This window comes from Parasphingomonas frigoris (assembly GCF_036663815.1).
Lineage (GTDB): Bacteria > Pseudomonadota > Alphaproteobacteria > Sphingomonadales > Sphingomonadaceae > Sphingomonas.
On the sequence record NZ_JAXOJQ010000004.1, the window covers coordinates 174,863 to 194,328 of the forward strand.

Consider the following 19,466-nt stretch of genomic DNA (forward strand, 5'->3'; position numbering starts at 1 on the left):
TCGGACCATCTGGTAAGACCGCACCCACGATGATATCGACGGTTGGATAGGAGAGCGAAAACCATGAACGACCGTCTTATGCGCGGGATCGCCGCCGCAACGTGTGTCTCTACGGTTGCGCTTATGACGGCGTCCATGCCGGCTCTTGCGGAGGAAGCGAGCGACGGCCGTCTCGCGAGCACGCTGGCAACGGGCTGGCGCTTCCACCAAGGCGATGCGCCAGAGACGGCGAGCGCCCCCGGGTTCGACGATGCCGCCTGGCAGCCGGTCAGCGTGCCGCATACGTGGAACCGCGTCGGCTTCTATCGCCCCGATCCGCAAACGCACGTCAACCGCGCCGATACGATCAACAAGACGCAGGGCCTCGGCTGGTATCGCCAGCATTTCACCGTGCCTGCGGCACTGCGCGGCAAGCGCATCTGGCTCGAATTCGACGCCGCCAGCCGCACCGCGAGCGTATGGCTCAACGGCACAAAACTCGGCGACCATGCCGGCGGCTTCTCGCGCTTCCGGCTCGACGCCACCGATGCGTTGCGCGCCTCGGGCGACAATGTGCTTGTGGTGCGGACCGACAATAGCGCGCCCGGCGGCAAGGACGCGACGACCGCCGACATCCTGCCGCTGACCGGCGATTTCTTCGTCCATGGCGGGCTCTATCGCCCGGTGCGGCTGATCGCGGTCGATCCGATCCATATCGACCTCGCCGATTTCGGCGGCTCGGGCGTATACGCGACCACCACCGCCGCCACGGCCGCCACCGCGCAGGTCGATGTGCGGACGCGCATCGCCAATGCGAGCCGCCGTTCGGGCGCTGTCCGCATCACCGCCAGCCTGATCGACACCAACGGGCGCGTAGCGGCGTCGCTGCAGACCGCGCAAACGCTCGCCGCGGCGGCGACGCAGGAAGCGGCGCTGAAGCTCACGGTCGCCAATCCGCATCTGTGGCAGGGCGTCGAGGATCCCTATCTCTACACGCTCGCCGTCGATGTCTCCGACGCGCACGGCCGTCTGCTCGATCGCGTCCGCCAGCCGTTCGGGATTCGCACGATCCGGATCGACGCCGACGCGGGGCTGTTCCTCAACGGCAAGCATGTTCAGCTCCGCGGCGTCGGCTACCACCAGGATCATGAGGGCAAAGGCTGGGCGATCGACGCCGCCGACGTCGCTGCCGACGTGGCAATCATGCGCGAGATGGGGGTCAACGCGATCCGCCTGACGCATTACCAGCATGGCCAGACGATCCACGACCTCGCCGATCGCTACGGTCTGCTGTTGTGGGACGAGATCCCGCTGGTGTCCGCCTGGACCCGACGCGGCGAGCTCGAGCCGCGCGCCGCGCTGATCGCCAATGCGCAGCAGCAGATGCGCGAGCTGGTCCGCCAGAACGGCAACCATCCCTCGGTGGTGACCTGGGGCATCGCCAATGAGGTCGATTTCGGCAATTCCTTCCCGGCCTTCCTGACCGGCTACCCCGACGGCAAGACGCCCGATCCGATGCCGCTGCTGAAGACGCTGCAGGACCTTGCGCATCGCGAGGATCCGAGCCGCCCCACCGCGCTCGCCACCTGTTGCGAGGGTCGCCTGTTCGATCAGGGGGTCGCGATCCCGACCACCGCCGCCGCCGCCGATCTCGGCGGCGCCAATCGCTATTTCGGCTGGTATTTCGGCGTGCCCGGCGATCTCGGCCCGCATCTCGACATGCTCCACGCCAAGCGGCCGCAGCAGCCGCTGTCGGTCACCGAATATGGCGCGGGCGGCGCAACCAGCATCCACACCGACGATGTCCGCGGCGGACCGATCGATTCACGCGGCGTCATTCAGCCCGAGGAATATGAGAGCTATATCCACGAGGAGGCATGGCGTGCGCTCAAGGCGCGGCTGTATCTCTGGGGCACCTTCCTGTGGAACGCGTTCGATTTCGCGACGACGATCCGCGCCGAGGGCGACGCGCAGGACATCAACACCAAGGGCCTCGTCACCTATGACCGCGCGATCCGCAAGGACGCCTATTATTTCTACAAGGCGAATTGGAGCGCGACACCGACCGTCCACATCACCGGCCGGCGCTACGCCGACCGCGCCTATCCGGTGACCGACGTGCGCGTCTACAGCAATGCCGCGACGACCGATCTGCTGCTCAACGGGCGTTCGCTCGGGCAGCGCAGCGATTGCCCCGACCGGATCTGCGTGTGGCAGAATGTCGCGCTCACGGCTGGCAGCAATGCGCTTGTCGCACGCGCCGGAAGCGCGGAGGATCGCATCTCCTGGACGCTGTCGCCCGACGCCGCCGCCAACGTGCGGATCGACGCCGGCGCGATCGTCGCGGCCAAGGCGACGCAACGGTTCGGATCGGACGCCTTCTTCACCGGCGGCAAGGCCGGCACGCTGACCAAGCCGGCCGATTACGGCAAGCCCGCCGTCGCGGCGGTGATCGCCGGAGCGCAGGACGCAGCCGTCGCTGCGACCTATCGCGAAGGGCGCTTCAGCTATGCGGTCCCGCTCGCCGACGGGCAGTACCGCGTCGCACTCACCTTCGTCGAACCGTCGCTGGCACCCGGCGCACGCGTGTTCGATGTCACCGCCAACGGGCGAACGATCGTCCAGGGGCTCGACATCGCGCGCAGCGCAGGCGGATCGGCCAAGGCGCTGACCCGTACCGCGACCGTCACCGTCCGCGGCGGCAAGCTCGACCTGGGGTTCGTGCCGCGCACTGGCGACGCGATCGTCTCGGCGATCGAGATCCTGCGATGATCGCGCCGACCCGACAGCGGAGGGTTGCGGCATGGCGTTGAGGATCGCCGGTCGCGGTTGGCGCGACGTGCCGCTCCGCTGGAAGCTGATCGGGCTCGTGACGCTGGGGACGATCCTCAACTATCTCGCCCGTTCGACCCTGTCGGTCGCGGCCCCGCGTCTGAAGACCGAATTCGGCATGACGACCGAGGATTACAGCTGGGTCGTGCTTGCCTTCCAGGCGAGCTACACGATCATGCAGACCGTCGCTGGCGGCGTGCTCGATGCACTCGGCACGCGGCTCGGCTTCTTTCTCTTCGCGGTCGGCTGGGCGCTCGCCAACATGGCGCACGCGCTGGCGACCGGCTGGCCGAGCCTCGCCGTGTTCCGCGCGCTCCTCGGCGCGAGCGAGGCGGCGGCCATTCCGGCGGGCGCCAAGACCGTGTCCGAATGGTTTCCCCCGAGCGAACGCCCGCTCGCCACCAGCGTGTTCCAGATGGGCACCAGCGTCGGCAACATGATCGCGCCGCCGCTCGTCGCGTTCTGTATCCTCGCGTGGAACTGGCAGGCGGCCTTCATCGTCACCGGCGGGCTCAGCCTGGTCTGGGCCTTCCTGTGGTATTGGAGCTATCGCAGCCCGGCCGACCATCCGCGGCTGAGCCCGGCCGAACGCGCGGCGATCACCGCGGCGCGCGACGAAGATGTCAGCGCCAAGCCCGCGACGCGCAAGGACCTGTTGAGAAGCCGCGCCTTCTGGGGCATCGCCGTCCCACGCTTCCTGGCGGAACCGGCATGGCAGACCTTCAACTTCTTCATCCCGCTGTATCTCGTGTCGGTGTGGCACCTCGACCTCAAGAGCATCGCGCTGTGGGCGTGGATGCCGTTCCTCGCCGCCGACTTTGGCAGCCTTGCCGCCGGCGTGCTGCCGACCTGGCTGATGAAGCGCGGCGTGCCGCTGGTCGCGTCGCGCAAGGTGACGATGACGGTCGGCGCGTTGTGCATGATCGGGCCGGCGTGTATCGGGCTCGCTGGATCGCCCGGGGTCGCGATCGTCCTGTTCTGCGTCGGTGGCTTTGCGCATCAGATGCTGAGCGGCGCGCTGATCACGCTGTGCGCCGACATGTTCGACAGCCGGACGGTCGGCACCGCGAGCGGGATGGCCGGCACCTCCGCCTGGATCGGCGGCATGCTGTTTACGCTGCTCATCGGGCAGAGCGCTGATGCGTGGGGCTATGACCCGTTGTTCGCCGCTTTGGCGGCACTGGATCTGATCGCCGCCGCCGTGCTGTGGAGCCTGTTGCGCGCCAAGCCGAGCGTGAGCGTTGAAATGCAGAAAGGCTGATTCGTGTTAATGACACAAACGATGCGCTGGTTCGGTCCGAACGATCCGGTGCAGTTGCGTAACATTCGCCAGTCGGGCGCGACCGAAGTCGTGACCGCGCTCCACGAGGTCCCGAACGGAGCCGCGTGGGACCTCGACGCGATCGCCGCGCGGAAGGAAATGGTACAGGCGGCCGGGCTCGACTGGCGCGTGGTCGAAAGCTTGCCCGTCGACGAGGGGATCAAGACGCGCTCGCCCAATTGGGACCGGCTGATCGCGCACTATTGCCAGAGCCTGACCAATCTTGCTGCCTGCGGTATCGATGTCGTCACCTACAATTTCATGCCGCTGCTCGATTGGACGCGCACCGATCTCGGCTGGGAGTTGCCGGACGGCGCTCGCGCGCTCCGGTTCGAGCTCGTCGCGGTGGCCGCCTACGACCTCTTCATCCTGCGACGGCCGGGCGCCGCCGAGAGCTACGACGCCGCGACCTGCGCCGCGGCCGAGCAGCGCTATGCGACGATGGAGAATACTGCCCGTCTCGAGTTGGAGCGAACGATCATTGCCGGGCTGCCGGGCAGCGAGGAAGGCTTCACCTCGCCCGCTTTCCTGCGTGCGATCGAGACCTATGCCGACATCGACGCCGCGACGCTGCGCGCGCATCATGTCGCGTTCTTGGAGGCGGTGTGTCCGACTGCGGATGCGCTGGGGATCCGCTTGGTCGTCCACCCCGACGACCCACCCTTCCCGATCTTCGGCCTGCCACGCGTCGTCAGCACCGAAGCCGACCTCGTCGACCTCTTCGCGCGCGTGCCGAACCGGTCGAATGGGCTGTGCCTGTGCGTCGGATCGCTCGGTGTCCGCGCCGACAACGATTTGCCCGGCATGGTCGATCGGCTCGGCGAGCGCATCGGCTTCCTCCATCTGCGCTCGGTCCAGCGTGAACGCGACGGTGCGTTTCATGAAGCCGAACATCTCGGCGGTGACGCCGACATGGCAGCGATCGTCTCGGCGGTGCATCGCTTGTCGGTGCGCGAACACCGCAGCATCCCGATGCGGCCAGACCATGGTCATCAGATGCTCGACGATCTCAACCGCACGACCAACCCGGGCTATTCGTTGCTCGGACGCATGCGGGGCCTTGCCGAACTGCGCGGGCTCGAACGTGGTCTCGCCCACGCAGCAGGGTGGCGGGCATGACGGGGCACCGCCTCCCGGACTTGCCGCGGTGATCAGCCGCAGCGGCTGGCATCGGCCGCGGGCGAGCGAAAAGATCATCGGTCGTCCGATGGATCGAGGGGATGGAGAAGCAACGCCAGTCGAATAAACAGTGGGCCACCAGACAATCGATTCGGATTTTGGGCCGGCGCGGTCTTCACCGACGGCCGCGTCGGAACCCGCACGCTGCCAATGCGGAGCGCTTGCGGGCGCTTCTCGATCGTTGGGCGCCAGTCGCCTGGCCGATTTCTGGCTGGCAAGCCCCATAGCGGGTCACTCGGCGGGCGTTTCCCGCTTCAAACTCCAGACACCCGTTCAGCCGATGCGGCATAGCATGATTCCGCAATCTCAGCCGCCGTCGCGCCGCTCTGCGGCACTTGAAGGATCAATGAGCGTTTCCTTGGCTGAAAAGGGGATGTGTATGCGCGGTCTGGATTTCAGCTCTTGGCAAAGCCTGCTGGTGACCGTCCTCGGGCTGACACTGGTCACGCTGCTCGGCGTCGGCATCCGTCTGCTCACTCAGATGACGTTCCAGCAGCGCCGTGAGCGCATGAACCGGCAGATCAACGAGCGTCTCCGCACGCTCATCGCGGCGTACAAGATCCTCGGCGGATCGTTCACCGGCGACCTGACGGTCGATCCGGCGCATAAGCGGGACCTGCGGCGACAGGAACAGGACGCTGTCGCCGAGCAGCCGATAGCTGCGCTCGACCTCAGCGCAGAACGCGTGTCGCGGTCGGACCGCACGCGCCGCATCCGCGATGCGGTCGAGGCCGCGCTTTCCGACATCATTCTGCTCGGCACCGAGGAGCATGTCCGGCTGGCGGACAAGGCCGTCCGCGAGCTGGTCGCCGGACATCCCGTCCACACGCACGAGCTGGTCGTGTCGCTCCGGGCGTTCGTGCGCGATGCGCTCGATCTCGATCCGATCCCGGCCGACCTGACCATCGCGATGCAGGGCCCCACGCGTCCGGCATCGTCAGGCAGCGGGAAAGGCGGTGGCGGCAGGGACGATGGCAGCCGTGGCGGAGGCGGCGGTGGTGGCGGCGGCGGCGGCGGCATTGGCGGTGGAGGCGGGCTTGGGGGCGGCGGGTTCGCAGGCTATGCTCCCAGCGACGATCCGCACCATGTCGGGACGGCGAAGGCGGAGGGATAGCGATGCCCACACAGTGCACCATCGACCGACGTTCCTGATCGCCATGGCCGAACCCCGACAAATCGCGCCCTCGCGCCAGGCGGAAGCGGCTCCTGCGCATGCGGGATGGGTCCTCGCCGCGACGATGCTCGCGTCGAGCCTCGCGTTCATCGACGGCTCGGTCACCAACGTCGCGCTGCCGTCGATCGGGCGCGACCTGCACGGGAACGCCGCCGCGCTGCAGTGGATCGTCACCGCCTATCTCCTGCCCCTCTCGGCGCTGCTGCTGGTCGGCGGCGCGGCGGGCGACCATTTCGGCCGCCGGCGCATGCTGATCCTGGGCACGATCCTGTTCGGCGCCGCATCAGTGCTCTGCGCGCTCGCGCCCGATCTGACGCTCCTGCTCGCCGCACGCGCCGCACAGGGCGTCGGCGCCGCCATGCTGATGCCCAACAGCCTCGGCATCCTCGGCGCGTCCTTCAAGGGCGAGGCGAGAGGTCGCGCCGTTGGTACCTGGGCGTCGGCGGGTGCGATCGCGAGCGCGGTGGGTCCGCCGCTCGGCGGCTGGCTGGTCGGCGCGGCGGGCTGGCGGGCGATCTTCCTGATCAACGTGCCGGTCGCGCTCATCGCGATCCTGCTCGCCTGGCGGTATGTGGAGGAGAGTGCGGAGGGCGAGCAGCCGCTCGACGTGCCCGGCGCCGTCCTCGCGACGCTGGCGCTCGGCACGCTCACCTGGGCGCTGACGCTCTGGTCGAGCCACCACGCGGGATCGCCGCAGATCTGGGCAGGGCTGGTCGGGGGCGTCGCGCTTCTCGCGCTGTTCGTGTGGGTCGAACATCGCAGGCGCAGCGCCGCGATGATGCCGCTGGCGATGTTCGCGTCGCGCCCGTTCGTCGGCCTGACGCTGCTGACCTTCCTGCTCTACGGCGCGCTCGGCGGGCTGCTCGTGCTCCTGCCATATCTGCTGATCGTCGGCGGCGGCTACTCCCCGCTGCAGGCCGGTCTGGCGCTGCTGCCATTCTCGCTCGTGATCGGCGCCGCGTCGCGGCTGATGGGGCGGACGACCGAACGGATCGGTCCGCGCTGGCCGCTCACCGTGGGGCCGATCGGCACGGGATTGGGGTTCCTGCTGCTGGTCCGCGTCGATCCAACCGGCAGCTACTGGACCAGCGTGATGCCGGGCATGATCGTCGTCGCGCTCGGCATGGCGGGCGCGGTGGCGCCGCTGACCACCGCCGTCCTGTCCTCGGTCGATCAGGCGCATACCGGCACGGCCTCGGGCTTCAACAGTGCGATCGCGCGGACCGGCGGATTGATCGCGACCGCGCTCGCGGGGGCGGTGATCGCGCAGACCGGTGCGGCGCTCGTCGAGACGTTCAAGTCCGCGGCGATCCTGGCGGCGGGGCTGGCGGTCGCTTCGGGCTGCGTCGCGTTCGCCACGCTGGGGTCGCTGCGTCCTGCCGGGGCCGACACCCCACCCTAGGACCCGGCCCGATACCGGCGTCGGGCTGCGATGGTATCACGAGGGGCCGCCGGCAAGCCGATCGATGAGGTCGCGAACATGGTCGTCTCTCTCGCGTCGCCGCTGGCCTCGGCGACAACGGGCGCGGCTTTGCGGGTGGACGGTGGCGTCATCGATACTTTGATGTGAGGCGAGGCCGCGCTCGTCGAAAACGGCTGCTTCAGAATCGGGGTCACCGAAACTGAAGCGGCCAAAGCTTGCCACGAAAGTGCTGGCCAGCCCGTTCGCGGCGGTGTGCGCTTTACGTCGGCGGGCTCGCCCCGATGCACGAAGCCGCTGCGCCTTTTCTGCTCCACAGCTCGGGCCACGCGTTCATCGAGACGTTGCGACCGCTTTGCGCTGAGCCGACATGTGGATCGGCGCCGCAAGCGCGATGCGAACGAAGTCGCTCTGATCGGCCGGCGATTCCCTGCTATCTCGGCACGCTAGAGCGATCGATCGTGCCAGCGCCGCTCGGGCAAACGCACGGCGACCGTCGGCCCGACGGCCTCCGCATTGTCGCCGCTCGCCATTTCGTAGGTGGCCGCCGGCATCGACCATCCGCCGTCCCGCCAATCGGCCAGCAAGCGCATGTCGATCGGGATCGCGACGGTCTCCGACGCGCCGGCCGCAAGCTCCACGCGCCGATAGCCGACGAGCCGCCGCATCGGCTTGCCCGCGCGCGACACCAGATACAATTGCGCGACCGTCGCGCCGGAACGCGGTCCGCGGTTCGTGACGGTCATCGTGGCCATGCTACCCGCGATCACCGGTGCCGACGTCGCGAAGCGGGTGTAGGACAGCCCGAACCCGAACGGAAACGCAGCCTTGATTCCCTTGCGCGCATTCCAGCGATAGCCGACATCGGACCCCTCGATGTCGTAATCGGCGGTCAGCGTCATGTCGCCATGGGGCGGGTTACCAATGAAGTCGGGCTCGAGAACGTCGGCTCCGTCGACGGCCTTGCGCGGTAGCTGGTCGTCGCGCACCGGAAAGGTGACCGGCAGGCGGCCTGATGGGTTCGTGCTGCCATACAAGACGGACGCGATCGCCTCACCGCCGCGCGCACCGGGATACCAGGCCTCGATCACCGCCGCGGTTCGGTGCAGCCACGGCATGAGCACCGGGCCGCCGGTCTCCAGCACGACGATGGTGTTGGGGTTGGCTGCCGCAACCGCCTCGATCAGCGCATCCTGACCATTGGGCAGCGACATGTCGGGCTGATCGAGCCCTTCGGTCGACCATTGGGTCGCAAACACGATCGCGACATCGGCCTGCCGGGCCGCCGCCACTGCATCGGTTAAATAGCGGCCGTCGCGGAAGCGGAAGCTCGTCTGCGGCGCCACGGCCTTCAGCGCGTCGAGAGGAACCGAGCGGTGATACGATTGTGTGAGGATTGCGGCAAACGGTCCGGTGCCGCCGATCGGGATCGCGACCGCCGCGCCCCCCTGCCCCTGCACCTGACTCGAGCCGCCGCCCGAAACGACGCCGGTATCTGCGAAACCGCCGATCACCGCGATCCGCTTCGCCGTCGCCGCAAGCGGAAGGGCGCCGCGTTCGTTGCGCAGCAGGACGATGCCCTGCCTGGCGACCATTTCAGCGATGCTGGCATTGGCCGCGATGTCGATCGGCGCCTCCGGTCGCGCCGGCGCCTGGTCCAGCCGGTGTTGGTAGATCGAATACAGGACGCGACGGTTCATGTCGTCGAGCCGCTGCGCATAGCCCGCATCGGCCTTGGCCGCGGCGCCAAGCCGATCGCCGAAGAAAAGCGCGGGATCGAGTTGCGCGCCGGACTGCTGGTCCAACCCTTTGAGGGCTGCGTCGACTCCGGGCACTGCGCCCCAATCCGACATGACGAAGCCGCGATAGCCCCAGTCACGCTTGAGGACGGTGTTGAGCAGCCAGTCGCTGGCACACGCCTGCTCGCCATTCACGCGGTTGTAGCCGCACATCACCGCGCCCGGATTGCCGATCTCCATCCCGATGCGGAAGGCCAGCAAGTCGCTCTCGCGGGCGGCAGCCTCCGAAATCTTGGAATCGACGAATTTGCGTCCGGTTTCCTGCCCGTTCAGCGCGAAATGCTTGATGGTCGACAGGATGCCGTTGGATTGAATGCCCCGGATCGCGTGGCCCGCAAGGCGACCGGCGAGCAAGGGATCTTCGCCCAGATACTCGAAGTTGCGACCGTTGCGGGGATCCCGCATCAGGTTGACGCCGCCGGCGAGCAGGACGTTGAAGCCCTTGGCCTTGGCTTCGGCACCGATCATCCGGCCGCCTTGCTCGATCAGAGCGTCGTTCCAGGTTGCCGCCATTGCCAGCCCGGAGGGGAGCGCGGTCGCGCCGTCCTTGCGCAGGCCCATGACATACGACACGCCAAGGCTCGCATCGGTCTCGCGCAGCGATGGCACGCCAAGCCGCGCTATGCCGGCAACGTAGCCGGCACCGGGAATTGCACCGGCCGGCAGCGGTGGCGCGTTCGGGCCGAGCGGCAGCGGCATGATGCCGTGGGTGAGCACGGTCTTCTCGTCGGACCGCATCCGCTTCACCGTCGCCTCGGCCCGCGCCGCCGCGTCGGTGGGTGCGGGGTTGGCCGCGCGAGTCTGCGCGATGGCAGACGATCCGGTAACCGCACACACCGACAGCAGCAGGAAAGATCGCATCGTCTTCATCCTCAATCCCTCAAGCTACCGCGTCGACTGACTCCAGGCCTTCACGATCGTGCCGTTCAGTGCGCCCCAAACTTGCCGTCCAGCACCAAGCCGACCGTGCGGATCGCGGCCGACGTTCTTTGTGCATTCTGGTAGCTGCCGCCGTTGTTGATCGACGCCAGGAAATGCGTGTCGAACAGGTTGCGGGCGAACACCGCCGCGCTCCAGCGTCCGTCGGTCGATCGCACGCCGATCTGTCCGCCGGCGATCCCGTAGCCGCGTTGCGCGGTCAGGGCGTCACCGTTCGCGCTGAAATTGACCGAACTGCGATAATTGTAATTGCCCCGGATGAAGCCGGTCATCGTTTCAGACAGGGGCGCGTCGTAGCTGGCGGTCAACGAATAGGTGAATTTCGGCGAGTTCGGCAGGACCTGCCCGGTGGTGTTGAAGAAGCGCGTGGCCGGCACCGTCGTGGTGGTGCCCGGGATCGTGGTGCTCAAGAAACATCCCGGCTGGGTCGGATAGTTGCAGGTGCCGTTGGGGAAGTCGGCGAACTTGGCGTCGATGTAGGCGGCATTGCCACCGATCGTCAGGCGGGCGGTGGGTCGCACGGAAAAATCCATTTCAACGCCGCGCGTCCGCACCTTGCCGGCATTGGCGATCTGCAGAATGGCGAGATTGGTTCCGTTGAAGATGAACGGTGTCGCGACCTGCGTCTGGAAATCCTTGATGTCGGTCGTGAACAGATCGATGTTGAACACCAGCTTGCGGTTGAACCATGTGGATTTCAGGCCGATTTCGTAGCTGGTCGGAATTTCCGGTCGCGAAAACAGCGGCTGTCCGAGCAAATAGCCGCTGACCAGCCCGATGCCGGGCCCCTTATACCCGCGGGCGTTGGTCGCATACACCATGGCAGCGCGGGAGAATTTGTACTGCGCGCCGATGCGGTAGGAGAAATTGTTCGCCTTGCGGTTGCTCGGATACGTATCCTTGTTGAACGACAGCGGCGGCGCGCCCGGAAAAGGCGCATCGCTGCTCGAGACCAGGGTGCGGTCGTAACTGACCAGCGTTATGTCGTCATGCGTGTAGCGTCCGCCGGCAATCAGCGTCAGCTTGGGGGTCACGTTGATGTTCGCTTGCCCGAAGACCGCATAATTGAGCGTCTGGATATCGGGCTGTGCCTTCCGGCTGAAGATCGTCGTTGCCGCCGGCAAGGCGAGTTGCCCCTGCTGGGGATAGGCCGCCTTCAGGTTCTGGTTGAAGTAATAAAGGCCAGCAACATAATCCACCAATCCGCCCTTTGGGGAAGCGAGCCGGAGCTCCTGGGTCAATTGCTGCTGGCGTTCGTCAGCGCCATTGACCGGAAAAACAGGCGTGTCGGTGAAGCCGGTGTCAGTGTTGTCGTGGAGGACCCAACGCCGGTAGGCGCTGATCGACGTCAGCGTATAATCACCGAACGACTTGTTGATCTCGAGCGACGAACCCCATTGCGTCATGTTCTCGTAGACCGCGCCACCGACATTGGTCTGGTCATTGGTGTAGCTCGGCACGATATTGTAGGCGGCGAGCCGCGAGACGACATAATTGTTTGGCGCAGCGCCAACCGTCCCGATGATCACCGACTGGCAACAGGCAGAGGTGTGGCGTGCCCAGTCGCCGGCCACCAGCAAGCTTAGATCATCGGTCGGACTGTAGAGCAGCTTGCCTCGGAAGCCGCCCTCGGTGACGCCGCCCAACTTCTGTCCGGTGAACACATTGTCGATGAAGCCGTCGCGGTGATTGAGATAGCCGTTCATCCGGAGCGCGAGATTGCTCGTCAGCGGAGCGTTGACGATCGCGTTCAGCTTCGATTCGTTGTCCGTACCGTACGAGACCCGCCCTTCCGCGGAGAAATTCTGGGTCGGGTTGCGCGTCGTGATACTGACCACGCCGGCAGAGCCGCCCTTGCCGAACAGCATCCCCTGCGGCCCACGCAGGATATCCACCTGCGCGATGTCGGAAAGATCACCAGTGCCCATCCCAGGGCGCCCCAGCACCACGCCATCGACGACGACGCTGACGCTTTGCTCGGTGCCATCGGCAAATGCGAAAGTACCCACTCCGCGGACCGCAAATCCCTCGCCGCGTACGTTGTTCGCTTCGGCGAACTGGACGCTGGGGGCGAGGAAGCGGATGTCGGTGATGTTGGTTAGATTGGCAGCCTTCAGCGTGTCGCCGCTGACCGAGCTGATTGCGACGGGCACATCCTGCAATCGCTCGCTGCGCTTTTGCGCGGTGACCACGATATCGGCGGCGCCTTCGGCCTCACTCGTACTCGGCGACTGAGCGGCGTCCGGCGCTTGCTGGCTCTGCGCACTTGCAGGCGATGCAAGCCCAAGGGCGCCCAGCGAAATCGAAGCTAACAGCAAGCACTTCATGATGTTCCCCCTCCTCGCGGCCCACTACGTCCACCGCGTGCTCAGGGGGCGTGTTCGCGCTCCAAAACACTCGCTCTTCGGCGATATACGGAAACGGAGAGTAGAAGCCATTACTGCATACCGTTGCGCGGCATACGATAGTTTTGGTATTTCATGAAAAGAAGGACGTCAAACGGTTTTTCGTGCCCTGTATGCGAGACAGTGCTTACCAGTCCGGACGGCATACACGCCGCGCGACCCCGGCTAAAGCAGCTGCGTCAGGATGGTGCACACAGCGGGCATCCGCTGGCGGTATGGACCGTAGCGGTCAGCGCACGTTTTTTTTCAGACGAAGCCGGGAACGGCACTTCTTCTACGAGTCGGAACCGGCCTGCTGCCTTGCCGTGAATCGTTCGAGAGCGATCGCCGCGTTGCCCATGTGCGCGCGCATGCAGCGCGCCGCCTCTTCCCCGTCACCGCGCATGATCGCCGCCATCACCGCGCCATGTTCCGCCCGCGAGAGACTGGGGCGACCATCCTCGCGCAGCTGCGTCCGGCGGAACGCCGCCATGCGCTCGCGCAGCGCCGTCGCTTGCTCGGCAATGAAGGCATTGTGCGTGCCGTCGTAGATGATCTGGTGGAAATTCCAGTTCATCCGATCATAGGCGTCGAAATCATTTGCCGCGACCATCGCCTCGGATTCGTCGTGCAGCAGCGACAATCGGCTGCGTTCGAGCGGAGACATGCGGTAGGTCGCCAGGCGCACGCACATCGCCTCGATCTCCGCTGCCATTTCGAACATGTCGACGATCCGCTGGGCGGTGAAGCCGGCTACGATCGCGCCGCGGCGGGGCCGCATGGCGACCAGGCCGACCGCGGCCAGTTGGCGGATGGCTTCGCGCACGGGGGTGCGCGAAGCGCCGAACCGATCGCCGATCTGCTGTTCGTCCAGGGTCATCCCGGATGGCAGCGTACCGGCCGTAATCTCATCGGCCAGCGCAACCCGGATCCGTTCCGACAGCAAGAGATTGGGGACTTCACCGGTCGTGGCCATGCCCAAATTTTGCATGCAATCCTTCCCTTGGCAAGTCATCGCGCATACACTAACCCGGGTTTTCGCTGAATTTATGAACCGGCATGCCGGTCGTGGTCAGGCGATGTATCATTGCGAGGGGCTTGATGGAGCAGGATCTGTTTTCGGTCTTTCGGCAGCGCGCCGATGCCGCGCCGAGTGCACCGTTTCTGCTGCTGCCCGATGGAACGTCCATTTCCTACGCCGAAGCGTGCGAGCGCAGCCTGCGGATGGCGACCCTGTTCCGCCGCCTCGGCGTCGGCTTCGGGGATCGCGTCGCGATCCAGGTCGAAAAGAGCGCGGATGCCCTGCTGACCTATCTCGCGACAGCGCGGATCGGGGCGGTCTATCTGCCGCTGAATACCGGGTACACCCCGTCTGAGGTGCGCTTCTTCCTCGCCGATGCCGAGCCTACGCTGCTGATTTACCGGCCCGAGGACGAGGCGGCGATGGCGGCGCTGTGCGCCGATATCGGCGTGCCGCAGCGGATGACGCTGGGCGCCGACGGCGCCGGCACCTTGCTGACCGGTGCGGCTGCCGAGACGGCGCCTAGCGAGGACCGGGCGGTATCCGGGAGCGACCTCGCCGCGATCCTCTACACGTCGGGGACGACCGGGCGCTCGAAGGGCGCGATGCTGACCCACGCGAATCTCGCGTCCAATGCCGCGACGCTCGCGGCCTACTGGCGCTTCACGTCGGACGACCGATTGCTGCACGCCCTCCCCATCTTCCACACCCACGGTCTGTTCGTCGCGACGAACGTCACGATCATGGCCGGGAGCGCGATGATCTTCCTGCCCCGGTTCGATGCGACAGACCTGATCCGGCTGATGCCGGAGGCGACCACGCTGATGGGCGTGCCCACCTTTTACAGCCGCCTGCTGGCGGACCCCGCCTTCACGCGAGAGCGCGTTGCCGGAATGCGGCTGTTTATTTCCGGATCAGCGCCGCTGTCCGCCGAGACGCACCAGGCCTTTTCCGCGCGGACCGGGCACGCCATCCTCGAGCGATACGGCATGACGGAAACCAACATGAATACGTCGAACCCCTATGATGGGGATCGGGTGCCCGGCAGCGTCGGGCTCCCGCTGCCCGGCGTGGAGCTGCGCATCACCGACCCGGCCACCGCGACCGCGTTGCCGCAGGGCGAACCGGGCATGATCGAGGTTCGCGGGCGCAACGTGTTCAAGGGCTATTGGCGGCTGCCGGAAAAGACGGCCGAGGAGCTGCGCGACGATGGCTTCTTCATCACGGGCGACCTGGGGGTGGTCGACGACCGCGGCTATGTCCGGATTGTCGGTCGCGCCAAGGATCTCATCATCTGCGGCGGCTTCAATATCTATCCGGCCGAGATCGAGGCGCTGCTCGACGCCGTGCCCGGTATCGCCGAAAGTGCGGTGATCGGGATTCCACATCCCGACATGGGCGAAGGCGTGGTCGCGGTGGTGCAGTCCAGCCGCGCCGATCTGGACGAGGCTGCCGTGCTCGCGGCGCTGGAAAAACAGGTCGCCCGGTTCAAGCAGCCGCGGCGGGTGATCTTCGTGCCCGAACTGCCGCGCAACACGATGGGCAAGGTCCAGAAAAAGCAGTTGCGCGAGGCCTATGCAGGCCTGTTCCAAGCGACGGAGACAGTACGATGATGCACCTCGATCGGCGGGGTTTCCTCGCGCTCGCCACGATGACGGCATTGGCCGCTGCGGCGGAACCGCTCGGCGCGGCGGCACCCGACGGGCTGGTCGTGACCACCCGTCAAGGGCGGGTGCGCGGTCGCGCGGTCGAGGGCATCCGGGTGTTCACCGGCATCCCCTATGGCCAGGCGCAGCGCTTCGCCGCGCCGCGCGCCGCGCGCGCGTGGAGCGACGTGTACGACGCCACGCGCCCTGCCGCGGTCGCCCCGCAACTGCCGGGAATGGCGAAATTCGAAGGCGCGATGTCCGAGGATTGCCTGCAGCTCAATGTCTGGGCGCCGGCCACGCCCGGGTCGTATCCGGTGCTGGTCTACATCCACGGCGGTGGCAACGAAACCGGCTGGAGCGGCGACCAGGGGACGGCCGGCGATCGGTTCGCGGCGCATGGTGTGATTTGCGTCACGATGAACTATCGCATCGGGGCGTTCGGTTTTCTCGAGACGGGCGGCCTGCTCGGCCGCGCTCATGCCGGCAGCGCCAACAACGGCATGCGCGACGTGATCCTCGCCTTGCGCTGGGTCCGCGCCAACATCGCCGCGTTCGGCGGTGACCCGGCGCGCGTGACGCTCGCGGGTGAATCGGCGGGCGGCAAGAATGTCGGCACGCTGATGGGCATGCCGGCCGCGGACGGATTGTATGCGCGGACCGCATTGTTCAGCGGCGGCGCACAGACGGTGCACACGTCGACCGAAGCGCAGGCCTTCGCCCGCCTGTTTGCGGACAAGCTCGGCGGTGCCGACCGCCTGGCCACGGCACCCGTCGCGGCCATGCTGGCCGCACAGGCGGCGGCGCGAGCGGCCTGGCCGCGCAATTTTCCGTTCCGGCCGATGGTCGACGGCCACGACCTGCCCGACGTCCCGCTCGCGCGGATCCGCGTCGGACGTGCTCCGCGCGTCCCGATGCTGATCGGCACCAATGCCGATGAGAGCCGGCTGTTCCTCCCCGCCGCCGCCGCGCAGAGCCCGTTTCGCGAGCAAAGCCTGTCGAACGAGACCCTGGCGCGGATGACCGCGCTCGATGGCGCCTATGCGCGCGCCTTCCCCGACCTGTCGGTCGCCGAGCGCCACTGGCGGCTGCTCACCGCCGAGGAATATGGCATGCCTTGCCAGCGGATCGCCGAGGGGCATTCCGCTTCCGGCGGCGCAGTGTATCGCTATCGCTGGACCTATCCCGCGCCGGGCGGTCCGTTTGCGGGGCACAGTCCGCACGTCATCGACGTGCCCTTCACCTTCGATCATGTGCGGACGCCGGCCTTCGGGGGGTTTTTCGGGCTGACCGCGGCAGACCAGCCGATGGCGGACGCGGTCCACCAGGCGATGGTCCGGTTCGTGCGCGACGGGCAACCCGTTGCCGCTGGCCTGCCCGTCTGGGGGCGCTATGACGCCACGGCGCGGCAGACGATGCTGCTTGCCCGCACGCCGGGCATGGCAAGCGATCCAGACCGGGTCGAGCGCCTGATCTGGACCGAGTGACCCAACCGCTCGCCCAGTCCGAAATGTTGCCGGCGGCGAACCGTGCGCGCACGGCGGGTGCGGCAGCGACCGAGCGCTGCCGCGCGTAATCGCACGGGATACTCTGGCCTGTTCGGACATATCCCGAACCCGGAGATCTCAATCGGTCGGCAATCGCAGACCCAGTGGCCCGAGTGGATCACCGACAAGACCGCTTACCATGGCCGCCTGAATCCAGGTCGCCGGCCAGAGTTTCGAGACCGGGCCGACAATGCGATCCCGCACGAAGGGCAAGACATAACTGTCGGACTGATAGACGGGCGTGAACAGCGCGGTCAGCGTCTGATAAAGCCGGACATGGCGCCGCCGTGACGCGACAGCGCGTTGAAGGGCGGTGGCAACGTCCCCGGCACCCCGCATGGCCAGCGCCAAGGCGTAGGCATCGAGCAGCGCCATATTGGCCCCCTGCCCCAGCTGCGGGCTGGCGGAATGCCACGCATCGCCGAGATGGATCATGCCCGGCTCGGCCGGCGACGGCAGCGTACGGTGCGCGTAGCGTGCAAAGGTGAGCTGGTTCGACGTCACGATCTGGTCGAGCAGAGGACGGGTCGCCGGCCAGAGATTGGCGACGTCGCTTTTCCACGCATCCAACCCACTCGCCTGCCAATGGTCCAGCCGATCGGCGCGCAGCGACCAGAAGAAGGCGGCCTTCTGCGTAGCGCTGTCGGGAAAGCGGCCGATCGGCAACACACCGACCATCACGCTAGCGCGCCGATACCGCTGCTCGAGTGCCGCAGGGTCCAGCGCGGTGGTATCCGGCCAATCCAGCGTACCCCACAACGCTCCATAGGCCAGCGCGCGGCCGCATGGCGGTGCGAGCGGCGTGCGCGTGCCGAGTGCGTCCACGATCAAATCGAACGGACCGGCGCTGCTTGCGTCGTCCAGCAGAAGCCGCCGGCGGTCATCGGAGAGACGCTCGCTGCCGATCACGGCATGCCCGCGCGCGATGGCGATGCCTTCCGCCACGACCGCATTGTGTAACAGCGCGAACAGCGTCGCGCGGTGCACGCCCACGCCAAATCCGCCGTCATGGCCGAGGGCAGCATATTGCACATCGAGCACGGCGCGACCGCTGGTTCCCGCTTCTCCGCGCAGCCGATCTACCCGCGCGCCATGATCGAGTAACGCTGTGTCGAGGCCGAGGTGGCGCAACACGGCAAAGCCTGTCGGCTGGATCATCAATCCGGAGCCGACCGGCTGAGGCGTGTCGAACCGCTCGAAAAGCGTGACGCTGTGTCCGTCTCGGTGAAGAAGCAAAGCCGCGGCCAGCCCTGCCGGGCCGCAACCGGCAATTGCGATATCGAGCCGCTGCATCCCGCCGTCTTAGCGCGCCTCGCTTGGCCACCACTAGCGTAATATTATTCCGGAAAATTCCCTTGACGCACCAGGCCCCAGCAAGTGCCCTCAGCTATTCGCGATCATGGCGTTTACGATTTCCTCTACCTTGCCGTCCCGCTCGGCGAAGCGGAACGGCTTCACAGCATCGACGATGATCTCGTCCGCCGATGGATCGGTCAGGAGTTGCGCCATCACGTCGTCGGCAAATGTGTCGAGTGCAACGCTGAACGGCGAGTCCTTCAGGCCCTCCATTAGGTCGGTCGCCACTTGCGGCGGGATGATCTCGATGACCTGTGGGCGGCCTTTTAGGAGGGCGCGTAATGACACCGTGTAGGAGTGGAGCGCCGCCTTGCTCGCCGAATAGGTTGGAGCGGCCGGATACGGCACGAACCCTGTGCCCGAGGAGACGACCACGATCGCAGCCGCCGGGCGACCCCTAAGATGATCGACGAGCGCATCGATTACGCGGACGGGGCCCAGAAAATTGGTGACGACCATCTTTTCCCCAAGCGAAAGATCGCGGGCGGACGTGGGATCTTCCGACCCCGAAATCCCCGCGCAATTGACCAGCACATTGAGGTCAGGATGCTCGGCGATCAGCCGGCCGGTCACAGCCGCGATCGCGTCTTGGTCAGCGACGTCCAACTCGTAAAACGTCATGCCCAACCGACCTTCGATCGTTTTTTCAAGCAAACTGCGCCGGCGGCCAGCGACGATCACCGTGTTGCCCAGATCGTGCCACCGATGCGCGAGCGCCCGACCGATTCCGGAGCTTCCGCCGGTGATGAAAATGGTATTTCCTACGGGGTTCATGTCGTCTCCATGGTCGTCACCGCGCACATAGCCGGGCGCACGCCTTTGCGCGCACCTTATCCTGCCGGTTTTTTGCCTATTCCTGCACGATAATT

13 protein-coding genes are annotated in these 19,466 nt (G+C 66.6%); 8 read left to right on the plus strand and 5 right to left on the minus strand.

The window, feature by feature from the left end; translation table 11 throughout:
* The first annotated feature begins 135 nt into the window (after positions 1–135).
* The 6 genes from U1872_RS15445 (at position 136) to U1872_RS15470 (ending at position 8,055) form a co-directional block, all read left to right on the plus strand.
* Positions 136–2,751, plus strand: coding sequence for a glycoside hydrolase family 2 TIM barrel-domain containing protein (locus U1872_RS15445; RefSeq protein WP_332793804.1), 2,616 nt, complete (start codon positions 136–138; stop codon positions 2,749–2,751).
* A 31-nt stretch (positions 2,752–2,782) separates the two neighbouring features.
* Positions 2,783–4,072, plus strand: a complete 1,290-nt coding sequence (locus tag U1872_RS15450; RefSeq protein ID WP_332793805.1) for an MFS transporter — start codon at positions 2,783–2,785, stop codon at positions 4,070–4,072.
* A gap of 21 nt (positions 4,073–4,093) precedes the next feature.
* Positions 4,094–5,251, plus strand: coding sequence for a mannonate dehydratase (gene uxuA / locus U1872_RS15455; protein ID WP_332793806.1), 1,158 nt, complete (start codon positions 4,094–4,096; stop codon positions 5,249–5,251).
* Positions 5,252–5,690: 439 nt separating this feature from the next.
* Positions 5,691–6,425, plus strand: a complete 735-nt coding sequence (locus U1872_RS15460; RefSeq protein ID WP_332793807.1) for a hypothetical protein — start codon at positions 5,691–5,693, stop codon at positions 6,423–6,425.
* A 13-nt stretch (positions 6,426–6,438) separates the two neighbouring features.
* Complete coding sequence (locus tag U1872_RS15465; RefSeq protein ID WP_332793808.1) at positions 6,439–7,887, plus strand: MFS transporter; 1,449 nt, start codon at positions 6,439–6,441, stop codon at positions 7,885–7,887.
* 30 nt (positions 7,888–7,917) lie between these two features.
* The gene (locus tag U1872_RS15470; RefSeq protein WP_332793809.1) at positions 7,918–8,055 is read left to right on the plus strand and encodes an SDR family oxidoreductase; all 138 of its coding nucleotides are present in this window, start codon (positions 7,918–7,920) and stop codon (positions 8,053–8,055) included.
* A gap of 296 nt (positions 8,056–8,351) precedes the next feature.
* On the opposite strand, the gene U1872_RS15475 is transcribed toward U1872_RS15470, so the two are convergent.
* The 3 genes from U1872_RS15475 to U1872_RS15485 all read right to left on the minus strand — a co-directional run bounded on the left by U1872_RS15475 (position 8,352) and on the right by U1872_RS15485 (position 14,018).
* Complete coding sequence (locus U1872_RS15475; RefSeq protein ID WP_443025393.1) at positions 8,352–10,565, minus strand: beta-glucosidase family protein; 2,214 nt, start codon at positions 10,563–10,565, stop codon at positions 8,352–8,354.
* Between the two features lie 65 nt (positions 10,566–10,630).
* On the minus strand, positions 10,631–12,835 hold the full coding sequence (locus U1872_RS15480) for a TonB-dependent receptor (protein WP_332793811.1): 2,205 nt from the start codon (positions 12,833–12,835) through the stop codon (positions 10,631–10,633).
* A gap of 487 nt (positions 12,836–13,322) precedes the next feature.
* Positions 13,323–14,018, minus strand: a complete 696-nt coding sequence (locus U1872_RS15485; RefSeq protein ID WP_332793812.1) for a GntR family transcriptional regulator — start codon at positions 14,016–14,018, stop codon at positions 13,323–13,325.
* Between the two features lie 110 nt (positions 14,019–14,128).
* On the opposite strand from U1872_RS15485, the gene U1872_RS15490 reads away from it, so the two are divergent.
* Together U1872_RS15490 and U1872_RS15495 are read left to right on the plus strand one after the other, a co-directional pair.
* A complete protein-coding gene (locus U1872_RS15490; RefSeq protein WP_332793813.1) occupies positions 14,129–15,661 on the plus strand; it encodes a malonate--CoA ligase in 1,533 nt (510 codons plus the stop codon).
* On the plus strand, positions 15,658–17,181 hold the full coding sequence (locus U1872_RS15495) for a carboxylesterase/lipase family protein (protein ID WP_332793814.1): 1,524 nt from the start codon (positions 15,658–15,660) through the stop codon (positions 17,179–17,181). Before U1872_RS15490 ends, U1872_RS15495 begins: the two co-directional genes overlap by 4 nt.
* Before the next feature lie 138 nt (positions 17,182–17,319).
* Here the strand turns inward: U1872_RS15495 and U1872_RS15500 are convergent, their stop codons facing one another.
* Positions 17,320–18,534: an FAD-dependent oxidoreductase gene (locus U1872_RS15500; protein WP_332793815.1), complete on the minus strand. Its 1,215-nt coding sequence runs from the start codon at positions 18,532–18,534 to the stop codon at positions 17,320–17,322.
* Positions 18,535–18,624: 90 nt separating this feature from the next.
* Positions 18,625–19,371 (minus strand): SDR family oxidoreductase, encoded by a 747-nt coding sequence (locus tag U1872_RS15505; RefSeq protein ID WP_332793816.1) that lies wholly within the window; start codon positions 19,369–19,371, stop codon positions 18,625–18,627.
* Between the last annotated feature and the right edge of the window lie 95 nt (positions 19,372–19,466).